Source organism: Bradyrhizobium sp. NDS-1 (assembly GCF_032918005.1).
Lineage (GTDB): Bacteria > Pseudomonadota > Alphaproteobacteria > Rhizobiales > Xanthobacteraceae > Bradyrhizobium > Bradyrhizobium tunisiense.
This window is the reverse complement of record NZ_CP136628.1, coordinates 1,701,853-1,720,368: the sequence shown is the minus strand read 5'-3', so window position 1 is coordinate 1,720,368 and position 18,516 is coordinate 1,701,853. Positions and strand designations below refer to the sequence as shown.

17 protein-coding genes are annotated in these 18,516 nt (G+C 64.7%); 12 read left to right on the top strand and 5 right to left on the bottom strand.

What is annotated here, in order from left to right; genetic code table 11:
- Positions 1 to 89 precede the first annotated feature (89 nt).
- The 12 genes from RX330_RS08115 (at position 90) to RX330_RS08060 (ending at position 14,591) form a co-directional block, all read left to right on the top strand.
- Positions 90 to 818 (top strand): LamB/YcsF family protein, encoded by a 729-nt coding sequence (locus RX330_RS08115; RefSeq protein ID WP_212091809.1) that lies wholly within the window; start codon positions 90 to 92, stop codon positions 816 to 818.
- A 39-nt stretch (positions 819 to 857) separates the two neighbouring features.
- On the top strand, positions 858 to 1,100 hold the full coding sequence (locus tag RX330_RS08110; protein ID WP_212091807.1) for an acetyl-CoA carboxylase: 243 nt from the start codon (positions 858 to 860) through the stop codon (positions 1,098 to 1,100).
- Positions 1,101 to 1,116: 16 nt separating this feature from the next.
- Entirely contained in the window at positions 1,117 to 2,517 is a 1,401-nt protein-coding gene (locus tag RX330_RS08105) for an acetyl-CoA carboxylase biotin carboxylase subunit (RefSeq protein WP_317242652.1), read from the top strand.
- Between the two features lie 43 nt (positions 2,518 to 2,560).
- A complete protein-coding gene (locus RX330_RS08100; protein WP_212091803.1) occupies positions 2,561 to 3,436 on the top strand; it encodes a 5-oxoprolinase subunit B family protein in 876 nt (291 codons plus the stop codon).
- Positions 3,426 to 4,403 carry a biotin-dependent carboxyltransferase family protein gene (locus RX330_RS08095; protein ID WP_317242651.1) on the top strand — a complete coding sequence of 326 codons (978 nt, stop codon included), beginning with the start codon at positions 3,426 to 3,428 and terminating at the stop codon, positions 4,401 to 4,403. The genes RX330_RS08100 and RX330_RS08095 overlap by 11 nt, the downstream gene beginning before the upstream one ends.
- A gap of 234 nt (positions 4,404 to 4,637) precedes the next feature.
- The gene (locus tag RX330_RS08090) at positions 4,638 to 5,603 is read left to right on the top strand and encodes a LysR family transcriptional regulator (protein WP_212091799.1); all 966 of its coding nucleotides are present in this window, start codon (positions 4,638 to 4,640) and stop codon (positions 5,601 to 5,603) included.
- A gap of 128 nt (positions 5,604 to 5,731) precedes the next feature.
- The gene (locus RX330_RS08085) at positions 5,732 to 6,691 is read left to right on the top strand and encodes a helix-turn-helix domain-containing protein (protein ID WP_317242650.1); all 960 of its coding nucleotides are present in this window, start codon (positions 5,732 to 5,734) and stop codon (positions 6,689 to 6,691) included.
- 170 nt (positions 6,692 to 6,861) lie between these two features.
- Positions 6,862 to 8,886, top strand: a complete 2,025-nt coding sequence (locus tag RX330_RS08080; RefSeq protein ID WP_212092127.1) for a hydantoinase/oxoprolinase family protein — start codon at positions 6,862 to 6,864, stop codon at positions 8,884 to 8,886.
- A 3-nt stretch (positions 8,887 to 8,889) separates the two neighbouring features.
- Complete coding sequence (locus tag RX330_RS08075) at positions 8,890 to 10,851, top strand: hydantoinase B/oxoprolinase family protein (protein WP_317242649.1); 1,962 nt, start codon at positions 8,890 to 8,892, stop codon at positions 10,849 to 10,851.
- Positions 10,852 to 10,877: 26 nt separating this feature from the next.
- Positions 10,878 to 11,732, top strand: coding sequence for an FAD binding domain-containing protein (locus tag RX330_RS08070; RefSeq protein WP_317242648.1), 855 nt, complete (start codon positions 10,878 to 10,880; stop codon positions 11,730 to 11,732).
- Positions 11,733 to 11,748: 16 nt separating this feature from the next.
- The gene (locus RX330_RS08065) at positions 11,749 to 12,207 is read left to right on the top strand and encodes a (2Fe-2S)-binding protein (RefSeq protein ID WP_212091791.1); all 459 of its coding nucleotides are present in this window, start codon (positions 11,749 to 11,751) and stop codon (positions 12,205 to 12,207) included.
- Between the two features lie 14 nt (positions 12,208 to 12,221).
- The gene (locus RX330_RS08060; RefSeq protein ID WP_317242646.1) at positions 12,222 to 14,591 is read left to right on the top strand and encodes a xanthine dehydrogenase family protein molybdopterin-binding subunit; all 2,370 of its coding nucleotides are present in this window, start codon (positions 12,222 to 12,224) and stop codon (positions 14,589 to 14,591) included.
- A 68-nt stretch (positions 14,592 to 14,659) separates the two neighbouring features.
- Here the strand turns inward: RX330_RS08060 and RX330_RS08055 are convergent, their stop codons facing one another.
- The 5 genes from RX330_RS08055 to RX330_RS08035 all read right to left on the bottom strand — a co-directional run bounded on the left by RX330_RS08055 (position 14,660) and on the right by RX330_RS08035 (position 18,514).
- Positions 14,660 to 15,406 (bottom strand): SDR family NAD(P)-dependent oxidoreductase, encoded by a 747-nt coding sequence (locus RX330_RS08055; RefSeq protein WP_212091787.1) that lies wholly within the window; start codon positions 15,404 to 15,406, stop codon positions 14,660 to 14,662.
- 47 nt (positions 15,407 to 15,453) lie between these two features.
- Positions 15,454 to 16,416 carry a carbohydrate kinase family protein gene (locus tag RX330_RS08050; RefSeq protein WP_212091785.1) on the bottom strand — a complete coding sequence of 321 codons (963 nt, stop codon included), beginning with the start codon at positions 16,414 to 16,416 and terminating at the stop codon, positions 15,454 to 15,456.
- Between the two features lie 30 nt (positions 16,417 to 16,446).
- Positions 16,447 to 17,139 (bottom strand): L-fuculose-phosphate aldolase, encoded by a 693-nt coding sequence (locus RX330_RS08045; RefSeq protein ID WP_317242645.1) that lies wholly within the window; start codon positions 17,137 to 17,139, stop codon positions 16,447 to 16,449.
- 19 nt (positions 17,140 to 17,158) lie between these two features.
- The gene (locus RX330_RS08040; protein ID WP_317242644.1) at positions 17,159 to 17,818 is read right to left on the bottom strand and encodes a hypothetical protein; all 660 of its coding nucleotides are present in this window, start codon (positions 17,816 to 17,818) and stop codon (positions 17,159 to 17,161) included.
- A gap of 126 nt (positions 17,819 to 17,944) precedes the next feature.
- Positions 17,945 to 18,514, bottom strand: a complete 570-nt coding sequence (locus RX330_RS08035) for a peroxidase-related enzyme (protein WP_212091779.1) — start codon at positions 18,512 to 18,514, stop codon at positions 17,945 to 17,947.
- Between the last annotated feature and the right edge of the window lie 2 nt (positions 18,515 to 18,516).

Here is an 18,516-nt window from a genome sequence, read left to right as displayed (position 1 = left end):
CCGGCCACGCGCCGCCCGCGGTGCCTGTCGCACCTGCGGGCTGCCGTCCCCCTTGGATCGAACGCAAGCCGTTGAGAGGAAACAGGAGAATGGTCGTGATTAATTGCGACATGGGCGAGGCCTATGGCCTCTACAAGATGGGCGACGACAAGGGGTTGATGCCCCACATCGATGTCGCCAACGTGGCTTGCGGCTTCCATGCATCCGACTTCAACCACATGCGCAAGACGGTGCAGCTCGCCAAGCAATTCGGCGTCAAGGTCGGCGCCCATCCGTCACTGCCGGACTTGCAGGGTTTCGGACGGCGCGAGATGAAGATCGACCGCGAGGAGCTGACGAACTGCCTGCTCTATCAGATCGGCGCGCTCAAGGCATTCCTGGATGCCGAAGGCCTGCCGCTCAATCACATCAAGCCGCACGGCGCCCTCTATGGCATGGCCGCGCGCAACGAGAACATCGCGGAGGCCGTCGCGGACGCCGCCGATGTCTACAAGGTACCGCTGCTCGGCATGAAGGGCACGCTGCATCAGATGGTCTACGAGCGGCGCGGCCACACCTTCGTCGCCGAATACTACGCCGACCTCGACTACAATGCCGACGGCAGTCTCATCATCACGCGCGAGCACGAGGCCAAGGATCCGGCCGATGCGGCATCGCGATGCACACGAGCCGTGAATGAAGGCAAGACCCGCTCGGTGGCCGGCAACGACGTCCTGGTCGGAGCCGACTCGATCTGCATCCACTCCGACACGCCCAATGCGGTTGCAATCGCGCACGCCGTTCGCGAGGCCGTCCGCCCCTATCTCACCGCGCGGTGAGGCGGAAGGCCGGAAAAGACGATCCACCAGGAGAACCCCATGGCAACACAGCAGATCTTCTCGCCGCTACCGGGCATATTCTATCGCAAACCCGCACCCGACAAGCCGGACTACAAGACCGATGGAGACGCGATCACGGAGAACGACACGATCGGGCTCATCGAAGTGATGAAGTCATTCAACGAAGTGAAGGCCGGCGCGGCAGGCAAGATCCTGCGTTTCCTGGCCGAGAACGAGGAACCGGTGATGGCCGGCCAGCCGATCGCCGAAATCGACGTTTGAGAGCTTTCAAGCGTCCATGACCATTCACAAGCTCCTCATAGCCAATCGCGGCGAGATCGCCGTCCGCATCATTCGTGCGGCGCGCGAACTCGGCATTGCGACCGTCCAGGTCTACAGCAAGGCCGACAAGGACTCGCTTGCTGTCCGGCTCGCTGACGAGTCGATCGAGATCGGCCCGCCGCAGGCTTCAAAGTCGTATCTCAACCAGACGACGATCCTCGCTGCTGCGCGTACGACCGGCGCCGACGCCATCCATCCCGGCTACGGCTTCCTGGCCGAGAACGCCGAGTTCGCCGCCGCCGTCGAGGCGGCGGGACTGGTCTTTGTCGGCCCGACGGCGCAATCGATCCGGCTGATGGGTGACAAGGTTGCGGCTCGCGAGGCTGCGGCCGCGGCCGGCGTGCCGACCGTCCCCGGCAGCGCCGGACGCCTGGAATCTGCCGACGCAGCTTTCGCTCTGGTCGAGACAACCGGCTTTCCCGTGATGATCAAGGCCGCCGCCGGCGGCGGCGGACGCGGCATCCGCATCGCGCGTTCGGCCGAGGAATTCCATCATCTGATGCCGCAGGCGCAGGCAGAAGCGCTCGCCGCTTTCGGCGATGGCGGGCTCTATGTCGAGAAGCTGATCGAAGGCGCGCGGCACATCGAGGTGCAGATCCTCGGCGACGGGCGCGATGTCATCCATTGTTTCGAGCGCGAGTGCTCGCTGCAACGACGCCGCCAGAAGGTCTGGGAGGAAGCCCCCTCGCCTTCGCTGACGCCGGCGGTTCGTGACAGACTGTGCTCGTCTGCCGTTGCGCTTGCCAAGGCCGTCGACTATCGCGGTGCCGGAACCCTCGAATATCTCTATGACGACCGCAGTCACGAATTCTACTTCCTGGAGATGAACACGCGCATCCAGGTCGAGCATCCCGTGACGGAGATGATCACCGGCATCGACCTCGTGTGCGAGATGATCCGGATTGCCGGCGGCGAGCCGCTGCGCATCCGCCAGGAGCAGATTCGCGTTCGCGGTCATTCGATCGAGGTCCGCATCAACGCCGAGGATCCGGCGAAGGGTTTTATGCCGAGCCCCGGCACTATCAGCGCACTCAGTGTGCCCGAAGGCGAAGGCGTGCGCTTCGACAGCATGCTCTACCAGGGCTACACGGTGCCGCCGTTCTACGACAGCCTGCTCGGCAAGCTGATCGTGCACGACAAGGATAGACCGAGTGCGATCCGGCGGCTCGAGCGCGCCCTTGCGGAGCTCCGCGTCGAGGGCCTTGCGACCACAAAGCCCCTGCATCAGGCGCTCGCGCGCGATCCCGACGTCATGGCCGCGCGCTTTCATACAGCCTGGCTTGAGCCATGGCTGGAAACCCATGCTTCGTCGCTCGGCACCGCGACGCCGTCACCGACCGCCAAGGTCGCACAATGACCGCGAGAGAACCCGCCCCGTCAGCAACAGGAGGCCGCTAGTCATGCAAACCCGATTTTCCTACGGCGGCGACGAGCACATCTTCGCCGAAGTCGCCGAGTCCATGTCGCTGGAGGCCTTCTTCAAGGGCCTCTTCGTCACCAATGCGGTCCGCGACGCCAAGATCAAGGGCGTGACCGAGATCTGCCCGGCCAACGCATCCTATCAGGTCAAGTTCGATCCGGACCGGATCAAGCCCGATGACCTGCTTGCCGAGCTGAAACAGCTGGATTCCGCATCTGAAACATCCGCACCGGTCATCAAGACGCGGATCATCGAAATCCCCGTTCTTTACAATGATCCCTGGACGCACGAGACCTTGATGCGCTTCCGTGAGCGCCATCAGGATCCGAACGGCACCGATCTCGAATACGCTGCGCGGATCAACGGTCTCGACGGAGTCGACGCCTTCATCAAGGCGCACTCCAGCGCGCCGTGGTTCGTCTCGATGGTCGGCTTCGTCGCCGGCCTGCCGTTCCTGTACCAGATGGTGGAGCGCCAGCGGCAGATCCAGGCGCCGAAATATCTGCGTCCGCGCACGGACACGCCAAAACTCACCGTCGGGCACGGCGGATGCTTCAGCTGCATCTATTCGGTACGCGGCGCCGGCGGCTATCAGATGTTCGGCATCACGCCGATGCCGATCTACGACCCTAACCAGAAGATCAGCTATCTGCGCGACTTCATGTGCCTGTTCAAGCCGGGCGACATCGTGAAATGGAAACCGATCGACCGGCCGGCCTATGACGCTGCGGTCGCCGATGTCGATGCGGGCCGTTTCGCGCCTATCATCCGCGATGTCTCATTCTCGCTGACCGAGTTCAACAACGACATCGACGCCTATAATCGCAAGCTCGAGGGGGTTCTCCATGGCAATTAGAGTCTTGAAGCCCGGCCTTGCCACCACCGTGCAGGATCTGGGGCGTCCCGGCTACTATCACATCGGCATCCCGCTCTCCGGCGGCATGGATCGTCACGCGCTCGCCGCTGCAAACCTGCTCGTGGGCAACGAGGAGGGCGCAGCCGTCCTCGAGGCCGTCTTCATGGGGCCGGAGCTCGAATTCACCGAGGACGCCCTGATCGCAGTCACCGGCGCCGAGCTGCCGCCAAAGCTCGATGGCGAGCCGCGCGAGACCTGGACGAGCTTCAAGGTGAAGCGCGGCCAAAAACTCTCCTTCGATTTCCTCAAGCAGGGCGCGCGCGGCTATATTGCAATCGCCGGCGGCATCGACGTGCCGCTCGTCCTGGGCTCTCGCTCCACCTATGCGCTCGGCGCGCTCGGCGGCTTCAAGGGCCGGAAGCTCGAAGCCGGTGACGAACTTCCCATCGGCAAGGCCAGTCTGCCCGTCAAGGACGGCCGCACCGTCGCGAAGGAGCTGCGCGGCCTGCCGGCGGCGATGCCGACGGAACTGCGCGTGATGCCCGGGCTCTACTGGCATCGCATCACCGAGACGGCCGGCGTCGGGTTTTTCGGCGACACCTGGAAGGTCGCGCCGGAAGCTGACCGGATCGGCTATCGCTTCAAGGGCGGCAAGCCGCTCGAATTCGTGCCGCGCGAGCCGCCTTTCGGCGCGGGTTCCGATCCGTCCAACATCACCGATGCCTGCTATCCCTATGGTTCGATCCAGGTCCCCGGCGGCACCGAGCCGATCGTGCTGCATCGTGACGCGGTCTCAGGCGGCGGCTATTTCATGGTCGGCACGGTCATCGCAGCGGACATGGATTTGATCGGCCAGCTCCAGCCCAACACTCCGGTGAAATTCGTAAAGGTCGGAATGGATGAGGCTCTTGCGGCGCGCAAGAGCCGGGCCGAGTTGCTGGGCAAGCTTCGCAGCGCTTTGACATAGCCGCCCTGCAGCTCTGGCACTGAAGGGGCGTGCGGTATCTGGCTGTATACCCGACTGCCAGGCGCCGATGCGACGGCGCCTGGTCGCTCTGACCGCCCAACTTTCCACTAATTCTGTTCTTCCACTTGCCAGTGCGCCGTTGGGCACGAGAGTTGCAGTGAAAACCTCTGCGCCGAGAAGCCTTGCTCGACCGCTCCTGAGTTTAAGCAAAATCAGAATATCGGATCGACCGCGATGTCCGTTTCTCTGAAACAAATCCGCTATTTCGTCGCCGCAGCCGAAACTGGACGCATCAGCCAGGCGGCCATCGACCTGAATGTCTCGCAATCCGCGGTCACCGCCGCGATCCAGCAACTCGAAGCCACAGTCTGCGCCCGCCTGCTGGAACGCACCCAGACCGGCGTGACGGTCACCATGGAGGGCAACCGGTTCCTGTCGCAGGGGCGCCAGATCCTTGCTTCCGTCGCCGAAGCCGTCCGCGGGACGCACATGTCCGCCGGTCCGCTATTCGGAACGGTGCGCATCGGCGTCACCTATACCGTTTCCGGTTATTTTCTGCCGCGCCATCAGATGCGTTTCCAGGCGAGCTTTCCCGGGATCACGGTCGAGCTGTACGAGGCGCCGCGCGACGTGCTTGAACGCGCCGTCGTTGACGGTGCGCTCGATCTCGCCGTCATGCTGGTCTCGAACCTGCACAATAATGCCATGCTTGCGAGCGAGACGTTGTTGCGCTCGCCGCGCCGGTTGTGGCTTGCTCCTGATCATCCACTAACGCGCGCCGAGCGGGTCCATCTCGCTGAGATCGCAACCTACCCTTACGTCATGCTCACCGTCGACGAGGCCAAGCACACGTCGATGCGCTACTGGAACGCGTTGTCGCTCGAACCACGAACGATCTTCCGCACCTCCTCCGTCGAAGCCGTCCGGTCCATGGTTGCGGGCGGAATGGGCATCACCATCCTGTCCGACCTCGTCTACCGGCCCTGGTCGCTCGAGGGCCAGCGGATCGAGACGCGCGTCATCGAGAACGAGGTGCCCAGCATGGACGTCGGACTGGCCTGGCGCCGTGACAGCCAATTTTCCGAGGCCGCGAAGGCGTATCGCGACTTCATGCGCTTTGCCGTGGCGGGCGTCGGCCCGGCGCGTCCTCCGGTCGGCACCGACCACCGGCAACGATCGGACGAGGCCATCGAAATCTGAGATATCGGTGCCCGCTTAATTCGATTTGACGCCGTCAAGTCGTCCTCGCCAAGCTTGGGTGATCACGGCGGCCGGCGCGATGACAGAGCATAGGGCCCGAACGGGCGACGGCAGGGACGGAGTGCGGCATGCAGGCCACTTACGCGACCAGCAATGTTCCCTCGCAAAGTCGGCGGCATTTCTGGCAGGACGTTGTCTCCAAAACCTACTTCCCACTCGAGCTTGTCTTTCCCGGCGGCCGCGACTTCCACGCGAGCCTGGGCGCCTGGTCCATGGGTCCGCTCTCGGTATCCCGCAATGTCTCGAATGGCCTGCTCTACAGGCGCCGCGAGCAGCACCTCGTGAACGAGCGCGAAGAATGCTTCCTCATTACGGTCCCTGAGCTCGCCGAGATCCGTTTTGAGCAGGACGGCAAGGACGTGCGCTGCCGGCCGGGCGCCTTCGTGATCGAGCGAAGCCATCTGCCCTACGAATTCAGCCATCAGGATCCGGCAGCGCTATGGGTGCTGAAAGTGCCGAGCGCCGTCCTGCGCGCCCGGATATCGCGCCCCGAACGCCTTGCGACGCTGCAATTCGACGCCAGCCGCAGCGTGGGCGCGCTTTTCGTCGACACGCTGCGGCTTGCCGGCGAACGCATCGCGGACATGGACGATGCGGCCCGCACCGTGATGGGCAAGCATCTCATCGATCTCCTGGCGATGGTGATCGAGTCCGACGACCGCGTGCTGGTCGGGCATTCCTCCTCCGTTCGCAACGGCCACCTCCATCGCTGCGAACAGTTCATTCGCTCACGCCTTGCCGACATGCGGCTCACCCCGCAAATGGTCGCGGACGGCTGTGGCATCTCGCTTAGATATCTGCACCAGATATTTGAGGGAGAAGGCATCACCGTTTGCGCCCATATCAGGAACCAACGCCTGTCGATGTCCGACGCCATGCTGCGTGATCCCGGCTGCCGCAAGAGCATCTCGGAAATCGCCTACCAATGGGGTTTCGGAGACCAGGCGCAGTTCAGCCGGAACTACCGCCGCCGGTTCGGCTGCACCCCGAGCGAAGCCCGCGCCGCGGCACGCATCGCCCTTCCCTGACAGCGCATCCGTGCGCCGCGACCTGACCGATCCTTAGGCATCCGGCAGCCCTCCTGGCGGATCGGCCGTTGGTGCTCTCTCGCACAAATCTTCCTGCGCTCAGCGTCAAGAACTGCCGCCACCGATCTGCCTATGATCGGCGAAACGCAATTCGATGAGGAAGTCGCATGGTGCAGAACCTTCGTGTGGCCGTCGACGTCGGCGGCACCTTTACCGACATCTGCATCATGGACGAAACAACCGGCCTCATCCGCATCGAGAAGACGGCGTCAACCCCCGATCCGATCGACGGGATCATGGGCGGCGTGTCCAAGGCCGGTGTCGATCTTGCCGGGGTGGCGCTGTTCTCTCATGGCACGACAGTTGCGACCAACGCACTGATCACGCGCCGCTTGCCCCGCACCGCCGTGGTCACGACCAAGGGGTTTCGCGACGTCATCGAGATCCGGCGCGCCAACAAGGAAGACCTCTGGGATACCTACAAGGATGTCGTCAAGCCTTACGTTCCGCGGCGCGACCGCCTGACCGTGCCCGAGCGCGTCGATGCCGGCGGCATCGTGATCGAGCCGCTCGATGTCGAGGCCGCACGCAACGTCGCGCGCATTCTCAAGCGCCGCGGCGTTGCCGCGATCGCAGTCTGCTTCATGAATGCCTATCTCAACGGGGCGAACGAGCGGGCCATGCGCGACATCCTCATCGAGGAAATGCCCGACATTCCAGTCTCGATCTCCTCGCAGGTGCTCCCTGAAATCTTCGAGCACGAGCGGTTCTCGACCACGGTCGCCAATGCCGTCGTCAGTCCGGTCGTCGTCAGTTATACGAGCCGGCTCGGCGAACGTCTCGCCGACGAAGGCTATACCCGCGATCTCCTGCTGCTGCACACCGGTGGCGGCGTCATGACGCCGGCCAGCGTCAAGGACTTCGCCGCGCGCCTAGCTGGTTCCGGAATCGCCGCCGGTGCCATCGCCAGCCGCTACATCGCCGGCCTCTGCGGCTTTCCCAATTCGATCGGCCTCGACATGGGCGGCACCTCGACCGACGTGTCGCTGGCCTATGAAGGGCAGTCGCGCATCACCAAGGACTGGTACATCGAGTTCGGCTATCCGATCCGCTTCGCGTCCATCGAGGTCCTCACCATCGGTGCCGGCGGCGGATCGCTGGCCTGGACCGACGCGGCCGGCTCCCTGCGCAACGGCCCGCAATCGGCCGGCGCCTTTCCGGGCCCGGCCTGCTACAGCAACGGCAACACGCAACCGACCAACACGGACGCCAACGTCACCCTGGGCCGGCTCGGCACCAATCTGGCGGGCGGCAAGGTAAAGCTGGACCCCGCACTGGCACGCCAGGCGGTCGAGGACGGCGTCGCAAAGCCGTTCGGTCTCGGATTGCACGAAGCTGCCGACGCGATTGTCAAGGTTGCCAACGCCAACATGTCGGACGCGGTGCGGCTAATCTCAATCAGCCGCGGCTACGATCCACGCGACTTTGCCCTGGTGGCCTTCGGCGGCGCCGGTGCGCTGCACGGGGTCGATGTCGCGCGCGAACTGGCGATCCCGGTCGTGATCGTGCCGCCCAATCCCGGCGTGACCTCGGCGCTCGGCTGTCTGCTGGTCGACATGCAGCACGATTTCTCGCAGAGCTGCATGGTCGGCGCCGACGAGGCCGATGCCGCCGACATCGAGGCGCAGTTCGCGGCGTTGGAGAAGGATGCGCTTGCCCGGCTCACCCATGAAGGCATCGCGTCACAGGATATCGTGCTCCAGCGCTCCATCGACATGATGTATCGCGGTCAGTGGCGCTCGCTCGCGGTCCACGCGCCCAGTCCGATCGGCGCAATCACCGACCTCGTCCAGAGCTTCCATTCCGAGCATCAGCGCGAATACAATTTTCGCCGTGACAGCGCCCCGGTCAGCTTCTTCCGTCTCAATCTCAAGGCGGTGGGCGTCGTCCCCAAGGCGGAGTTCGCCGTCCACGAACCGACCGGTGTGATCCCTGAGCCGGTTGGCCGCCGCAGGGTGTGGTTCGAAGGCAACGGGTTGGACACGCCCGTCTACGAGCGCGACGACCTGCCCTGCGGCTTCTCCTTTCAAGGCCCCGCGATCGTCGAGCAGGTCGACGCGACGACCGTCGTGCCGCCAGGCGCCAGCGCCGAAGTCGACAAATATCTCAACATCATCATCCGCGTGAAGGAGTGAACCATGGCCGGAGATCTCCCGCTCGACCCCGTGACCTTCGAGGTTCTCAAGAACTCCTTCATCACCAGTGTCGACCAGATGGGCGAGCAGGTGCTGCGGACCTGCTACTCCTTCGTCATCTACAACCGCGATTTCTCCAGTGCCCTGCACGACGCCAAGGGCGAATGCGCCGCACAGGGCAATCAGGACATCGCCGTCCATGTCGGCACGCTGCATTTCACCTGCAAGGACGTCATGCGTTTCTTCGACGGGGACATGCATGAGGGCGACGTCTTCGCCATCAACGACCCCTACGCCGGCGGCACGCACTTCCCGGACGTGCGCCTGATCCGGCCGATCTTCGCCGACGGCAAGATCATCGCCTTCAGCCAGTCGAACGGCCATTGGTCCGACGTCGGCGGCAGCGTGCCGGGATCGTTCGATGTCGCCGCGCGCGAAATGTTCCGCGAAGGCCTGCGCATCACGCCGATCCGCCTGTTCGACAAGGGCCGCTTCTGCAAGGACGTCGCACATCTGATCGCCTCCAACACCCGCGATCCGGCGTCGATCATCGGCGACATCCAGGCGCAGTCCCAGGCCACCCAGGTCTGCGAACGTGAGATCCTGCGCCTCGTCAACAAGTACGGTCGCGACACGGTCGAGACCGGCCTTGCTGCCGTGCAGGACTATGTCGAACGTTCGGTGCGCCAGCGCATCGCGGCCCTGCCTGATGGCGAGTGGGAGACGGTGGACTTCATCGACCGCGATCCCGCCGGCAGCGAGGGCATGATTCCGATCCGCATCAAGCTGACGATCAAGGGCGACCGCGCCATCTACGACTTTACCGGCAGCCATCCGACCATCGGCTCGATCTACAACTCCGCCTTCGGCACGACCTTCTCCGCCGTCGCAGCCGGCATGAAAACCTTCTTCCCGGACCTTCCGCTCAATTCGGGCTTCTACCGCTGCTTCGAAATCATCGCGCCGGAAGACTCGATCGTCGATGCCAAATGGCCGATCGCGGTCACCGGATTCCTGATGCCGTTCGAGAAGATCATGAACTCGATCTACGAGATGTGGTCGAAACTGATGCCGGAGCGCGCGCTCGCCTGCGCCTTCAATCTCGAATATCTGCTCACCGGCGGGCTCGACGCCCGCAGTTCCGACAAGCCCATCTTCATGTTCTATGACTGGCTACCCGGCGGCTGGGGCGGACGCAACGGCAAGGACGGCAGCAATGTCACGACGGCTTGCTTCGGCACCGGCCTGATGTCGCAACCCGTCGAAGGCCAGGAGCGCGCCAATCCGATCCTGACCACCGAATGCGAGATCCTCAAGGACTCGCCCGGTCCGGGCAAATGGCGGGGCGGCGCCGGTGTCGTGAAAACTTCCCGCATGCTCCAGGCCGAGAAGACCGTGATTTCCTACATCTGCGACCGCGAGCGCGCCGTGGTGTGGGGCATCGAGGGTGGCCTGCCGTCCATGCCGCACGGGCTGACATTGACGCGTGCCGGCGGCAAAGGCGAAGAGCGGCTCGGCTCGATCTTCTCCGATGTCCCGATCGGCGAAGGCGATATTTTCTCGCGCCCGACAGCCGGCGGTGGCGGATTCGGCGATCCGCTCGAACGCGACCCGGCCCTCGTGATCGAAGATATCAAGGACGACTACGTCTCGGTCGAACGCGCTGCCAAGGATTATGGCGTGGTCGTGCGCACCGTCGATGCCGAGCTGTGCGACTATGAGGTGGACAAGGCCGCGACCGCAGCGCTTCGCGCCAAGATCAGGGCCGAGCGTGTCGCCAATGTGCGGCTCGATCCTGAGATCGTGGCGGAGAATTACCGCAGCGGCACGATCGGCGCGCTCGACGTGATCCGCCAGCATGCCGTGATCCTCGACTGGGGCACGGGCGCCCTGCTTCCAAAATCCACAAGCCAGTTCCGCGAGGTGTTCGAGCGGCGGTCGGTGGCGAAATGGAGCACAGGCTGACGGATCGAATCGGGAGTGCCGCCACCATGGAGACGTTTGCTTCAGGATCCCTCTATGTCGCGCCATCGCTAATGGCGGCGCTCGATGCGCTCGACGAAGGCGGCTCTGAAGCCGCGCCCTTCGCCGGTGGCACGTGGATCATGCGCGCCCCTATCCGGCATGAGCCGCTCAAGTCGCGTTACGTTGCGATCGGGAAGATACCAGAGCTCCACGCGATCAAGATCGATGTCGGCGAGGTCGAGATCGGTGCGGCGGTGACGCACGCCGCGCTAGCGGCAGCGCTGGCGGAAATTTCGGAGTTTGACGTGCTTACGGCGGCAGCCGGCCGCTCTGCCAATCCTGCTATCCGCGGGATGGCGACCATCGGCGGCAATCTCGCAACGACGGCGTTCGCCGCAGCCGATTGCGTGCCCGCGCTTCTCTGCCTCGACGCCGACGTCGAGATCGCGAGCCGAGGCGGCCCGGAGCGAACCAGCATGGAGCAGTTCCTGAGGATGAGATCGACACTGGCGCCCGGGCGGCTGCTCCAAAGGATCATCGTGCCCCGGCGCGGGCGCAAGACCGTTCACGCCCGCCTGCCGCTGCGGCAGGCCGGGGACTATCCGACTGCCATCGTCAGTCTCGCCGTGAGCATCGACGATGCCGAGCGCGTTCAGACGGCACGTGTCGCCGTCGGTTCAGTCGAGCCGGTCGCGCGCCGATGGGAGCGCCTCGAGGCCGCGCTCGTTGGACGTCCGTTGAACGCGGCGAGGGCCGCGGAGGCCGCGGCCGGGCTCGCGGACAAATTTACAGGCCGCGACAGTGCCGACGTGCCTGCCTGGTACCGGGCGCGCGTCCTGCCCGGCCTCGTCCGCCGTGCAGTCGCCGCGCTTGGCTCTTGAACCGTCGGGGGTGAACATGAGCCATAGCCTGACCGTCAACGGCGACCACCTCACCTCCACTGCCGATCCTGTCACGCCTCTCGTCGACGTCCTGCGCGAGGAATTCCATCTGACAGGCGCAAAGCCCGTCTGTCGCGAGGGCTTTTGCGGCGCCTGCATGGTGTTGATCGACGGCGATCCCACCCCGTCGTGCCTGATGCCGGTCGCGCTCGCCCAGGGCTGCGATATCCGCACCGTCGAAGGCCTTGCCATAAATGGCGGATTGAACCCGATCCAGGCCGCGCTCGAGGCCTGCGACGCAGTCCAATGCGGCATGTGCTTTCCCGGCATGGTCGTGAGCCTGACGCATCTCCTGACGACCCGCCCCGGGGCAACGCGCCACGACATTCGAGCTGCACTGACGGGCAACATCTGCCGTTGCACCGGATACGAACGCATCATCGAGGCCGCACTGCTGGCGCTTGCGACGACATGACGGGAGAGGCAAAGATGTCCGACGCTTCCGCAACCATGAATTTCGCGCGACGCGACGCGGCCGACAAGCTGCGCGGCCGCACGCGCTACACCATCGATCGTTACCTGCCCGGCATGCTGCACGCGGCGATCTTGCGCGCCGGCGTGCCGTCGGGCCGGATCGCCCGCCTCGACATCACCAAGGCTGCCCGCATGCCCGGTGTGCGCGCCATCGTCACCGCAGCCGATGCGCCCGGCATGATCGGAATCGGCATCGCCGACCACCCGCTGTTTGCCCGCGACGTGATCCGTTACGACGGCGAGCCGATCGCCGCGATCGCGGCGGACACGCTGGTGCAGGCGCGGGCCGCGCTTGCGACAATTGACGTCGAGATCGAACCGCTGCCCGTGGTTCTCACCATGGCGGATGCGCTTGCGCCTGGCGCTCCGCTCGTGCACCCCGACTGGCGGAACTACGAGGTTCTGCTCGAAGGCGGGGCCCGCGGAGGCAACGTCGCCTGGGAGGCGACCGTCGTTCGCGGCGACGTCGATGCCGCGTTTGCCCGGCCCGATGTCTACATCATCGAAAGCTCGTTCCGGGTCGGCCGCCAAAACCATGTCGCCTTCGAGCCGCGCGCGGTGGTCGCAAGTTATGAAGACGGGCGCTTCCACATCGAGACGTCGACCCAGGTGCCCTGGACCATCCGCAACGCAACCGCACGCCTGCTGGGCGTGCCGGCCTCCCAGGTTCGCGTCACCGTACCGCCGGTCGGCGGCGGCTTCGGCCTCAAATTCGATCTCGCGATCGAGCCCTTTGCAGCCTTGCTCGCGCGGGCAAGCGGACGGCCGGTCCGGCTGGTCAATTCGCGCGAGGACGAGATGCTCACCTGCCTCTTTCGCGAAAACGCCGACATCCGCATCCGCTCGGCGGTGACGCGCGATGGCGAGATCGTCGGACGCGAGGCCGTGGTCCTGATGGATTGCGGCGCGTATGGTGGCGAACAGGTTTTCCTGACCACGATGACCGCTCACACGCTCGGCGGAAATTATTCTCTTGGCGCGGTCCGGCTGGTCTCGCGCGCGGTCTATACCAACACCGCCCCGAACGGCGCTTTCCGCGCCTGCAACGGCGTCTACAACACCTTCGCGCTCGAGCGGCATACCGACGAAATCGCGGCCAGAATCGGCATGGACCCCCTCGCCTTCCGCCGCCGCAACGTGCTCGGCGACGGCGATCTCGGCGCCACCGGCCAGGTGTTCGAAGGCGACGTGCTCGGTCCGATGCTTGACCGGATGGATACGTTGCGCGATGCCGCCGCAACGCCGCCCAAGCGTACCGACGGCCGGCTCTATGGACGCGCGACGGTTGTCGGCACCTGGTTCGTCTTTGTCGGACCATCCGCCGCGACCGTGAACATGAATGCCGACGGGACGGCAACGCTGGTGACATCGGGCGTCGAGATCGGGTCAGGCTCCATGATGCAGGCTCTGCCTCAGATCGTGGCCGGCACGCTCGGCCTCAACCCCAACGATGTGATCGTCCGCGCGGCCGACACCGATGCCGCCGGCTACGATGTCGGTGTCGGAGGCGGCCGAACCACTGTCTCGCTCGGTGCCGCCAGTCTGTCGGCGGCGCAAGAGGTCCGCACGAAACTGTTGAAGGTCGCCTCCGAGATGATCGAGGCCGCGCCTGAGGATCTGGTCATGCGATCGGGGCGGATTGAAATCGCCGGAGCGCCCGGCTCCGGCCGCCTGATCTCCGAAGTCGCAACGCGTGCCCAGGCGCAGATCGGTCCGATCTCCGGCACCGGGGCCTTCACGGGAGCTGGCGTGCCCTCGATGCCCGGCTGCGTCGCCGGCCATTTCATCGACGCGATCGACATCCCCGTCTTCGCCGTCCATGATTGCGAGGTCGCCGTCGACACCGAGACAGGACACGTCGAGGTGTTGAGCTACCGCGTCGTCCAGGACGTTGGCCGCGCGCTGAACCCGCGCGCGATCCATGGCCAGATCCAGGGTGGCGTGGTTCAGGGATTGGGTTACGCCTTGCACGAGGAAGTCACGATCGGCAGCAATGGCCGCGTCTGTCAAAATGGCTTCGAGACCTACCGCGTGCCGCTGGCCCTCGATGTCTTGCCGGTCGATATCAACCTGTACGAAGGTGCGCCGTCGATCGGACCGCTAGGGACGAAGGGCGCCGGCGAAGTTCCGATCCTGAATGTCGCGGCCGCCGTCGCATGTGCCGTCGCCAACGCAACCGGAAAGCCTGTCCAGGAACTGCCATTGACTCCGCCGCGGGTGCTCGAACTCCTCCTCGACCAAAAGCCAACTCTCTCCCTGTCCCACATTGCCGCGGCCTGGACAGACAATCTGGTGCGCCCGCACAGCGGTGGCGGATCGAATTGAACAACCGAAGGCGACGAGACCATCCGCCTATGAGTTGCCTGCCGGCTCGGGACGCCGGGTTGCACGCGTTAGCTGTAGAAAATACCTCCGTCCACGTTGAGGGCCTGACCTGTCACAAACGCTGAATCATCGGACGCGAAAAACGCCACGGGCCCGACGACGTCCTCCGGCTGCCCAAGCCGGTGCAAGTCCGTGACCTTCTCGAAATAGGCGACGCGCTCGGGATCACGGAGATTGTTCATCCCCATCTCGGTCACGATGATGCCCGGGCATACGGCATTGACCGTGATGCCGAAGCCTCCGAACTCCATGGACGAAACCCGGGTGAAGCCGACCACGGCCGACTTCGACGCGGCGTAGTGGGACTGTCCCGGACCGCCCGTTCGTGCCGCGAGCGAGGCGATGTTGACGATCCGTCCGTATTTGCGCTCCTTCATGTGCGGCACCACGGATTGGGTCATCTGGAAGACGCCCCGCGTGTTCACGGCGAATGTCTGATCCCATGTCTCGGTGGTCAGCTCGTCGATCGTCGCCAGTCGGAGGATGCCGGCGTTGTTGACGAGGACGTCGATGTGTCCCAGCCCCTGCACGGCTTCCGCCATGGCCCGCTTACAATCCCCGAGATCGCTGACGTCGCCAAGCACCGGGATGCAACGACCCCCGAGCGCGGCGATATCGGCGACGGTCTCGAGCAGGACTTTCTCCTGAGGTGCGATGTCGGTCAGCGCGAGATCATAGCCGCGCCTGGCAAGACCCATGGCGATTGCTCGGCCAATTCCGCGGCTTGCTCCCGTAACGATTGCATGTCGGGCCATGTTATTTTCCCCTATTGGTCGGATTGACGTATTGATGAGTGGTTGGCTCACGCCTGAGCGGGCTTGCGCACGGGGAGCGAGTTCATCGCCTTCGCGGTCTCCTCAAATGACACGAGGTTGGCGCCGGAGCCGAGACCCGTCGCGACAATTGCGGATGTCGCCGTCGCAAGCCTGGCGCAGTCCAGCAAATCCCAGTCGCGCACGAGACCCGCGATGAAGCCGCCGGTGTAGGAATCGCCGCATCCCGACGTATCACGAACCTTCACCTCGAAGGCAGGTACGGTGAACTGACGTCCGTCGCGCGTCATCACGAACGAGCCGTCGGCGCCCATGGAGATAGCGCAGGCTCCGGCTCCCTTCTCGATGAAGAAGCGCGCGCATGCGGCCGGATCCGCGGTCCCAACCATCGCATGGGTCTCGTCAATGCTTGGCATGAAGAAGTCGACATAAGGCATCAGAGGTTCGACCAGTGCCAACGTCTCGCCGCGAGCCTGGATCAGGTCGAGCGTCGTCGTGCAGCCGGCCGCCTTCGCCTCGCGCAGCAATGCGACGGACGGCGCTCCATCCATCGCCAGCAGGGAGCCAACCCCGCCGAGATGCAGAATCTTGCTCCGGCAAGCGGCGCTTTGCGTTTCGGGTGCGATGCGCCAGCGGGCGGAAGCGCCCCTTGCGTGCATGACCGGACGCGAGCCGTCGGGCCGGATCGGCAGGATCGTGGCCGAGGTCGGACTGCCGGCCATCCGCTCCATGAGAGAGATGTCGATGCCTTCACGCTCCAGCGCGTTCAGCATCCAGTCGGCCTTCTCGTCGGAGCCGACGGCGCCTACCGCGAGCGCCTTCAGACCGAGACGCGCGCAAGGGACGACCGTTCCGCCGGCGGTGCCCGCGACCGCGAGCCGAATTTCTTCGATCAGCAAGCGGCCGCCGCCCGGCGGAATCTCCGTCACCGGGACGCCAAGAATATCCAGAATATAAGTACCGCAGACGCTGACGTCGTGAGAGTGAGCCATGTTTTCTCGCAGATGGTGCTGTGACGTGATCTAACTCGGACGCTGGGGGATCTTGGGCCCGCCGTCGCTATCGCGCAGGCCGTACTGCCCCCATCGCTTCAGGATGCTGTCGATCTCCTCGTCCGGCAGCAGCGGAGGAGAGCCAAGTTGAAGACAGCCGTGATATTGCTTGGCGAGCACCTCGACCTCCACGGCGAGCCACAAGGCCTTGCGCAAATTAGGACCGACGGCGATCAGCCCGTGATGTGCGAGCAGGCAGGCGCGTCGATAGCGAAGCGCGTCCAGGGCCGCCTGCGACAGTTCGGCCGTGCCGTATTGGGCATAGGGCGCGCAGGGAATGTCGTTTCCGCCAGCAGCGGCGATCATGTAGTGAATCGCGGGGATCGCGCGATTCATGATCGCGATGACGGTGCAGAAGATCGGATGTGCGTGGACGACGGCGCCGACCTCCGGTTTCGACTTCAGGATGTCGAGGTGAAAACGCCATTCCGTCGACGGAACGTTGCCGGCCGGCGCGCTCCACGAGCCGTCCCACTTCATGGCCACGATGTCCTCGGGCCTCATGCGGTCGTAGGGAAGACCGGACGGCGTCAACAGCATGCCGTCGTCGGTTCGGACGCTGATGTTTCCGGACGTTCCCTGGTTGATACCTTGCGCCGCCATCTCACGACATGCGTCGATGACGGACTGACGAAGCTCGAGCTCTGTTTCGCGACTGGTCATGCGCTGTTCCGACTCTCGTTCATGTCGTTGCTCCGAGCTGAACCTGGCGGTCGACCAGCAGCCACGTGGTTCGTGCCATCGCCAACACTTCCTGTTCCGGGCTCAACAAAGCGCTCTTAGCAAAGAGCTTGCGGCCTTCCCGCCCGGTCGGCCACGCCACCACCACACATCGATCTTCCGGGCGCGGCCGGCGCTTGATCCGTGCGGCCATGCGTCCGAGCAGGACCGTTTCGTCACCATTCAATCCGAGATGACGGGCGCCCACGCTGCAATAGCCGGTCGGGCAATCGAGGGCGGCCCAGACGAATTCGGACGCGACATAGCCGTCCTCGCCGGACAGACTGCCGTGAGGTACCCAGGAGGCCGCGAACACGACGGGCTTGCCCGGCACTGCCCCCGCCTGCAGCGGACCTGCGAAGATCCGGAGACCGTCGCCATGGCCACGTGCGGGGCCGCAGACGAAACATCCCGGAAGGTTGTGGGTCCGCTCGTCATAGGGTGTTCTGCCAACCGCTTCTTCGGCCGCCGCATAGCTCACCCTGGGAACATCCGTCACATCGACGCCCCCGGCATGCGCCGCCGCGAGCAGCCTGCCGTTGTCATACAGCTCGATCCCGCCGTCGCTTCCCGTCCGCACGTCGAGCGGCCGCTCCAGCGGCGGCGGCGCGCGCAACGTCACTTCGGCGTCTCCGGCAACGTGCCTTGCGAGACATCCGCACACATAGCCTCCGTTGCCGGAATTGGGCGGGCCCCGGAAGCGCCTGTCGATGACCAGCGATACCATTGCAGTTCTCGTTCGCGGCGCTCAGCGGCCCATCGCAAAGAATTCGTCGTTCGGACGCATGCTGGTGACGTTGGCGAGACGGTTCGACATGCCGAAGAAGGCAGCGATGGCCGCGATGTCCCAGACGTCCTCCTCGGTGAATCCGTGTCCTTTGAGATCCCGGACGTCAGAGTCGTCCACCTCATAGGCGCGCGCCGAGACCTTCATCGCGAAATCGAGCATCGCCCGTTGCCGCGCGGTGATATCGGCCTTGCGATAATTGGCGGCGACCTGATCCGCGATCAGCGGATTCTTCGCGCGTACGCGCAGGATGGCGCCGTGTGCGACGACACAATACTGGCATTGATTGGCGCTGCTGGTCGCGACCACGATCATCTCGCGCTCGGCCTTGGTGATCGGCCCGGGCTTGTCCATCAGAGCGTCGTGATAGGCGAAGAAGGCCCGGAACTCGTCAGGACGATGCGCGAGCGTCAGAAAGACGTTGGGGACGAAGCCGGACTTCTCCTGAACCGCCTCGATCCGCGAGCGGATATCCTCCGGCAGCGTCGCGATGTCGGGAACGGGAAAGCGACTGATGGCGGGCGCAGACATGT

Coding starts and splice junctions, on each gene's coding strand:
- RX330_RS08095 (WP_317242651.1), top strand. CDS start 3,426: ATGGCAATTAGAGTCTTGAAGCCCGGCCTTGCCACCACCGTGCAGGAT.
- RX330_RS08060 (WP_317242646.1), top strand. CDS start 12,222: ATGTCCGACGCTTCCGCAACCATGAATTTCGCGCGACGCGACGCGGCC.
- RX330_RS08055 (WP_212091787.1), bottom strand. CDS start 15,406: ATGGCCCGACATGCAATCGTTACGGGAGCAAGCCGCGGAATTGGCCGA.
- RX330_RS08100 (WP_212091803.1), top strand. CDS start 2,561: ATGCAAACCCGATTTTCCTACGGCGGCGACGAGCACATCTTCGCCGAA.
- RX330_RS08090 (WP_212091799.1), top strand. CDS start 4,638: ATGTCCGTTTCTCTGAAACAAATCCGCTATTTCGTCGCCGCAGCCGAA.
- RX330_RS08065 (WP_212091791.1), top strand. CDS start 11,749: ATGAGCCATAGCCTGACCGTCAACGGCGACCACCTCACCTCCACTGCC.
- RX330_RS08110 (WP_212091807.1), top strand. CDS start 858: ATGGCAACACAGCAGATCTTCTCGCCGCTACCGGGCATATTCTATCGC.
- RX330_RS08035 (WP_212091779.1), bottom strand. CDS start 18,514: ATGTCTGCGCCCGCCATCAGTCGCTTTCCCGTTCCCGACATCGCGACG.
- RX330_RS08075 (WP_317242649.1), top strand. CDS start 8,890: ATGGCCGGAGATCTCCCGCTCGACCCCGTGACCTTCGAGGTTCTCAAG.
- RX330_RS08070 (WP_317242648.1), top strand. CDS start 10,878: ATGGAGACGTTTGCTTCAGGATCCCTCTATGTCGCGCCATCGCTAATG.
- RX330_RS08050 (WP_212091785.1), bottom strand. CDS start 16,416: ATGGCTCACTCTCACGACGTCAGCGTCTGCGGTACTTATATTCTGGAT.
- RX330_RS08115 (WP_212091809.1), top strand. CDS start 90: ATGGTCGTGATTAATTGCGACATGGGCGAGGCCTATGGCCTCTACAAG.
- RX330_RS08045 (WP_317242645.1), bottom strand. CDS start 17,139: ATGACCAGTCGCGAAACAGAGCTCGAGCTTCGTCAGTCCGTCATCGAC.
- RX330_RS08085 (WP_317242650.1), top strand. CDS start 5,732: ATGCAGGCCACTTACGCGACCAGCAATGTTCCCTCGCAAAGTCGGCGG.
- RX330_RS08105 (WP_317242652.1), top strand. CDS start 1,117: ATGACCATTCACAAGCTCCTCATAGCCAATCGCGGCGAGATCGCCGTC.